The organism is Pacificibacter sp. (genome assembly GCF_039769035.1).
Lineage (GTDB): Bacteria > Pseudomonadota > Alphaproteobacteria > Rhodobacterales > Rhodobacteraceae > Celeribacter.
This window is the reverse complement of sequence record NZ_JBDMZG010000068.1, coordinates 1-2543: the sequence shown is the minus strand read 5'-3', so window position 1 is coordinate 2543 and position 2543 is coordinate 1. Positions and strand designations below refer to the sequence as shown.

General features: G+C 57.1%; 3 protein-coding genes. All 3 read right to left on the bottom strand.

Annotated features, from left to right (window positions below):
- Positions 1-158 precede the first annotated feature (158 nt).
- Entirely contained in the window at positions 159-1154 is a 996-nt protein-coding gene (locus ABF287_RS06640; RefSeq protein ID WP_347184229.1) for an ABC transporter ATP-binding protein, read from the bottom strand.
- A 1-nt stretch (position 1155) separates the two neighbouring features.
- Complete coding sequence (locus tag ABF287_RS06635) at positions 1156-2133, bottom strand: ABC transporter ATP-binding protein (protein WP_347184228.1); 978 nt, start codon at positions 2131-2133, stop codon at positions 1156-1158.
- A partial coding sequence (locus ABF287_RS06630) for an ABC transporter permease (RefSeq protein ID WP_347184227.1) occupies positions 2130-2543 on the bottom strand: 414 nt, incomplete at its 5' end. The genes ABF287_RS06630 and ABF287_RS06635, both read right to left, overlap by 4 nt.

Genomic DNA, 2543 nt, shown 5'->3' with positions numbered 1-2543 from the left:
CCCAGAGCCCAAAGTGCCGAATGCTGCAATGCCACGGAATGGCCGCGATCTGTGTAGAGCGGGCTTTTCCGTGGCCGAATTCAGATCTGAGTCAAATTTGATTGTCCCGCTGGCTCGTCAAAGGGATTGCCGTTGGAGACATTCGGCAAAACTATCGCTCAAATTTCCTTCCGGATAGCGAGGCAGCTGACCCGATGACCTGATCCCTGGGACTCTAGTCGCGGTGCCAGTGACCGGCATTCTTCCATAGCGATGGGGCATCTAGGATGGAACCTACAGCCTGACGGGGGCGACAAGGGCGAAGGCAATTCTCCTTCTAGTGCATGTTCCTCGGACAAGGTTTGGTCCAGTGTGGGAACTTCGCTTAGCAAAGCCTGTGTATAGGGGTGTAGGGGGTTTTCCAAAAGATCAGAGGCTCGCGCAATTTCTACAATCTGCCCAAGATACATTACTGCAATCCGATCGGAGACATGTTCGACCACGCTGATGTCGTGGCTGATGAACAGATACGACAGGTTCAAACTGTCGCGCAGATCAAGAAACAGGTTGATGATCTGCGCCTGAATGGAGACATCCAGCGACGCCACAGATTCATCACAGACGACGACTTCGGGATTGACCGCCAACGCCCGTGCGATGCAGATCCGCTGGCGCTGCCCTCCGGAAAACTGATGCGGATAGCGGTCAAGTGCGTCCTCTCGCAGTCCAACCCGATCGAGCGCCTCTATCGCGAAAGAACGCGCCTGCGACCTTTGGATCAGCCCGTGGGCGATGGGGGCTTCGGTGATTGCATCGAGAATACGCTGACGTGGGTCCAATGCGGCAGCGGGGTTCTGGAAGATCATCTGGACACCCAAACCTTTGCCGGTCTTTTGACTTGTCTTGTCCACCATAGTCTTGCCGTTGAATAGCACATCACCAGAGTCGTGCGGCAGGATACCCGCCACAAGCCGGCCGAGTGTGGATTTCCCACATCCGGATTCGCCTACAAGGCCCAGCACTTCCCCTTGCTCGATCGCAAGATCAACGCCGTCGACGGCCCGTAAAAGTTTGGCCGTGGATTTCGCCCCAAACGCGGTCGCGATACGATCCGCCAGATCGGGCTTCTTTCCAAAGCTGCGACACACAGATTTAAGTTCAATGACTTGTGGCATGTTAGCCCCTTTCTTGAAGCGGAGAGACACAACGAACGGCGTGGTCGGGCGAGGTTGGGGACAGTTCGGGCAGTACATCACAGGCCGTGGTAGCGTGAGCGCAGCGTGGAGCGAAGGAGCAACCCTTTGGCAGGTTCGACAACTGCGGAAGACCACCAGGAATAGAGACCAAGCGTTGCCCGCGTGGCGCGTTCGCGGGCATGCTAGCCAGCAACCCCGCAGTATAGGGATGTGATGGTGATTTCAGCATCACCTCGGTTGCCCCTTGTTCTACGATGCGGCCCGCGTACATCACGGCCACACGATGGGCGATCTGCGCCACGACACCCAGGTCGTGAGAGACCCAGATCAACGCCGTACCGGTATCGCGGCAAAGACGCCGCATATCGCGCAAGATTTGCGCCTGCACGGTGACGTCCAACGCCGTAGTTGGTTCATCCGCGATGATCAAATCGGGCTCGTTCAAGAGTGCGGTGGCAATGACAACTCGCTGCCGCATGCCGCCGGAAAACTGGTGTGGATAGGCTTCCAGCCGTTCATCGGGGCTGTTGATCCCGACACGCACCATCGCCTCGCGAACGGTCTGCCGCGCGGCATCGGTAGAGACGTCTCTATGGGCCTGAATGGCCTCGATCATCTGTAGACCGATGCGCTGCACCGGGTTAAGGCTGGTGGTCGGATCCTGAAAGATCATCGCAATTCTGTTGCCGCGCAGGCCTTGCCATTGCGCCTCGGAATAGTTGGTGACATCGGTGCCATCGAACGCAATGCGCCCCGCAGTGACACGGCCCGGCCGGTCGACCAATCCCATGATGGACAGTCCAAGAACGGTTTTGCCCGAGCCAGACTCCCCCACGATGCCGAGAACATCGCCGCGCGTGACCTCGAGATCAACGCCACTCACGGCCGCCAAGGGCCCGTCGGGCGTGGGAAATTCTGTGCGCAGACCTTGAATAGACAAAAGCTTTGTGTGCTTCATTTTGAAAGCCTCGGATTGATGATTGCGCGCAGCTGATCACCGAAGATGTTGATCGCCGCAACGGTCGCAAGCAGCATGATGCCGGGAAAAAACGTAATCCAATACGCACCTGACAGGATGTAGTCGAAGCCATTTGAAATCAGTGATCCAAGCGATGGCTCAGTGATGGGCACACCTACGCCGAGGAAGCTGAGGGTTGCTTCAATCGAGATGGAGTGCGCCGTTTGCAAGGTTGCCAGCACAATCAGAGACGAAACGCTATTTGGCAAAAGATGCTTCCAGATGATTCGGGTGTTGCTGAGTTCCAGGCAGGTCGCTGCCTCGAAATACTCTTTGCGACGTTCCACCATGGCGGCTGCACGGACCGTGCGCGCATAAAGCGCCCATTGCACGATCGCGAGTGCAATGAT

Coding starts and splice junctions, on each gene's coding strand:
- ABF287_RS06640 (WP_347184229.1), bottom strand. CDS start 1,154: ATGCCACAAGTCATTGAACTTAAATCTGTGTGTCGCAGCTTTGGAAAG.
- ABF287_RS06635 (WP_347184228.1), bottom strand. CDS start 2,133: ATGAAGCACACAAAGCTTTTGTCTATTCAAGGTCTGCGCACAGAATTT.